The following is a 2,906-nucleotide window of genomic DNA, read 5'->3' as shown; positions in this document are numbered from 1 at the left end:
ATCGGCGGCCGTACCGCCAGCGCCACCGAACTCCTCGGCCACGCCGGCTGCAAACACCCCAAGGTCGGCGATTTCAGGCCACCGCGACCGCCAGGAACTTCCACCCGCGTCCACGTCGGTACGCACCAGAGCGCGCACCTCCTTTGCCGCCGCCCAGTCCGCGACGGCACCCGCGATCGCTTGCTGCTCGGTTGAGGTAGCGATTGTCACCGAAATTCCTCCGCGTTTTACTGAGACCAAGAAGTAGAACCTGTTCTACTTAGATTAGGGTGTACACCATTCCACCGAGAGTCACCACCCCGGCACTCCACGCGGAGAGTAAGGATCCAACGTCAGATGGCTGCATCCGGTCGGTCCCAGACCGAGTCGACCCCCGCCCCTCCGGCGATCGCCGCGACGTCCGGCGCCGAAGTCGGCTCGGCCGCCCAGCGGGAACGACGCCGACGGATCCTCGATGCGACATTGAGCTTGGCCTCCAAGGGCGGCTACGACGCCGTGCAGATGCGCACCGTCGCCGATCGGGCCGAGGTCGCCGTCGGCACCCTCTACCGCTACTTCCCGTCCAAAGTGCACCTGCTGGTCACCGCGCTGGCCCGCGAGCTCGAGCGGGTGGAACGCAAGGTCGATCGCACCCGACTGCCCGGCGACAACGCGACCGAGCGCCTGAGCAACGTGCTGGAGATGATCACCGTTGCCATGCAGCGCGATCCGCTGCTCACCGAGGCGATGACGCGTGCCTTCATGTTCGCCGACGCCTCCGCCGCCGGCGAGGTGGAAGTCGTCGCCGGCACCATCGACCGACTGCTGGCGGGTGCGATGCTCGATCCGGACGACGCGCATGCCGAACCGAGCGAACATGAACTCGCCATCGCCCGGGTGATCTCCGATGTGTGGATGTCAAACCTGGTCCAGTGGCTCACCCGGCGCGCGTCGGCCACCGATGTGACCACCCGAATGTCCCAGACTGTCCGACTGCTGCTCGACCCACGGTAGTCCGAACGCGGGGAGCTAGCCCTTCAGATCCCGTTCCAGGGCCGGCCACGTAGTGTGCAGGTCCTGCTGCCAGTACTCCCACGAATGCGTACCGGCTGGCCGGACGGTGACGACACTGTCCACCTTCTCCCGCGCCAGCGCCTCCCGCATCTGCTGAGTGCACGAGTACACGCTCGCCTCGATGGCGCCGCCCAGCAGGATTTGATCGGTCAGGACCGCCGGATCGCCCTTAATGAGTCGCGCCCCGAGCGTGTCGTACTCGCCGGGCAGCCCGGTGCCAGTGGTCAGATATACCTTGGTCCCGCGCAATTTGGCCGCGTTCAAGTACGGATCGTTGGCCTTCCAACCCGGGCCGTCGACCGGCCCCCACATATTGGTGATGTCACCGCGCCCACGATCGCCCACCACAGTCCGAATGTACGCTTGGCCGAGCGGATCACTGGTCCGCGCACAGCCGCTGAATGCGGCGGCCGAACGGTACAGCGCGGGCGCGGCGATCGCCAGGTTCAGCACCGAGGTGCCAGCCATCGAGATTCCAGCCACCGCATTGGCACCGGTACTTGCCAGCTGCTTGTCCATCAGCGGCGGGAGCTCTTGGGTGAGAAAGGTCTGCCACTTGTTGCGACCCAGCACCGGATCGTCGTTCACCCAGTCGGTGTAATACGAGAACGCGCCGCCGATCGGCGTCACCACGTTGACATGCTTATCGGCAAAAAACTCCGAATAGTCGGTCTTCTCCTGCCAGGTGGCCTCATCCTCGCCGCCGCCAGCGCCATTGAGGAGATAGAGCACGGGAGCTGGCGTACCCCGGTCGCGCGGGCGCAGCACAGTGAGCGGAATGTTCCGGTTCATCGCCGCCGAATAGACGACGATCCGCTCTTGCTGCGCACCGACCTTGTCGACCGCGACAATGCGCGACGGCACCACGACCCGGGCGGGAGCGCTCGCGGTCGGGACACTTTCTGCGGGGACACTTTCTGCGGGGACTCTTTCTGCGGGGACTCTTTCTGCGGGGGCGGCTTGCGGTTCGGCGACAGCGACGCCGGGGAACGCGAACGCCACAGCTAGGACGGCCGCCATCGTCGTGCGAGCTGTCGCGCGCATAGAACCTCCAGTCACTTTTGCAACATTAGTCGCAAGCGTAACACCCGACCGAGCAAGACGACCCCCGCCCAAAGGCGGGGGTCGCGTCGGCTCACCAGATCAGCGCAGCGGCTGACCCGGGTACTCCTGGCCGCCGAAGGGCGGCTCCTGCCCGGGGAACTGCTGCTGACCGGGGAACTGCGCGCCCGGCTGCCCCGGCGGAGGCCCACCGTATGGCTGCTGATGAGGCCGATCGCCGAACTGTGGCTGACCGGCAAACGGGGGCTGACCGGCAAACGGGGGCTGACCGGGGAAGGGTGGCTGACCGGGGAACTGGCCCGGACCGCCGAAGCCGGCCGGCGCCGGAGCCGCATCGTCAAACTTGCCCGGCGCCAGGGTGAGCGCAAGCATCGCCGCACCAGCGAGCAGCGCCACCAGCGAACCGATCAGCACCAGCCACAGTCCGTAACCGGCGGTGAATATATCCCGGTCGGCGCTGGTCGTACCCTTCGCTACCGCACCGATCGGATCGGCGACGAACACAATCGACGCAATAGTCGCCGCAAAGCCGCCAACCGCCGTCAGAATCGCGCCGATGCCTGGGAACCGCCGGGCCAGCATCAGGGCCGCACCAGCACCGACGAGGACACCGAAGATCACCGTCCAGATCCCCGGCATCTTGGTATCGTCGTCGGCAGAGCGAGGTTCAGCCCCGTTGATCATGTCTTCGATGCCCGCTGGCGCATTGTTCACCTGCAGGTTGGTGTCCACCGAGCCCATGCCCGAGACCGTCACGGACATGTCCGCAGACACGCCCATCTCGTTGATAC

General features: G+C 66.3%; 4 protein-coding genes. 1 reads left to right on the top strand and 3 read right to left on the bottom strand.

Features of this window, described 5'->3' with window-relative positions; all coding sequences use genetic code 11:
* The coding region (locus WAW85_RS02380; RefSeq protein ID WP_422558058.1) for an acyl-CoA dehydrogenase family protein at positions 1 to 210 on the bottom strand (210 nt) is incomplete at its 3' end.
* 126 nt (positions 211 to 336) lie between these two features.
* On the opposite strand from WAW85_RS02380, the gene kstR reads away from it, so the two are divergent.
* Positions 337 to 993 carry a cholesterol catabolism transcriptional regulator KstR gene (gene kstR / locus WAW85_RS02375; RefSeq protein ID WP_422558057.1) on the top strand — a complete coding sequence of 219 codons (657 nt, stop codon included), beginning with the start codon at positions 337 to 339 and terminating at the stop codon, positions 991 to 993.
* A 15-nt stretch (positions 994 to 1,008) separates the two neighbouring features.
* Here the strand turns inward: kstR and WAW85_RS02370 are convergent, their stop codons facing one another.
* Together WAW85_RS02370 and WAW85_RS02365 are read right to left on the bottom strand one after the other, a co-directional pair.
* Positions 1,009 to 2,097: an alpha/beta hydrolase gene (locus WAW85_RS02370; RefSeq protein WP_422558056.1), complete on the bottom strand. Its 1,089-nt coding sequence runs from the start codon at positions 2,095 to 2,097 to the stop codon at positions 1,009 to 1,011.
* Positions 2,098 to 2,196: 99 nt separating this feature from the next.
* Positions 2,197 to 2,906 (bottom strand): hypothetical protein (locus WAW85_RS02365; protein WP_422558055.1); only part of this gene is annotated, 710 nt, incomplete at its 5' end.

The sequence above is a fragment of the Gordonia sp. (in: high G+C Gram-positive bacteria) genome, assembly GCF_049299075.1.
Taxonomy (GTDB): Bacteria; Actinomycetota; Actinomycetes; order Mycobacteriales; family Mycobacteriaceae; genus Gordonia.
Note: the sequence above shows the minus strand (reverse complement) of the source record. Positions and strands in the feature narration are given on the sequence as shown.

Excerpts from the sequence above, each read along its gene's own strand:
- kstR (WP_422558057.1), top strand. The coding sequence starts at position 337 with ATGGCTGCATCCGGTCGGTCCCAGACCGAGTCGACCCCCGCCCCTCCG.
- WAW85_RS02370 (WP_422558056.1), bottom strand. The coding sequence starts at position 2,097 with ATGCGCGCGACAGCTCGCACGACGATGGCGGCCGTCCTAGCTGTGGCG.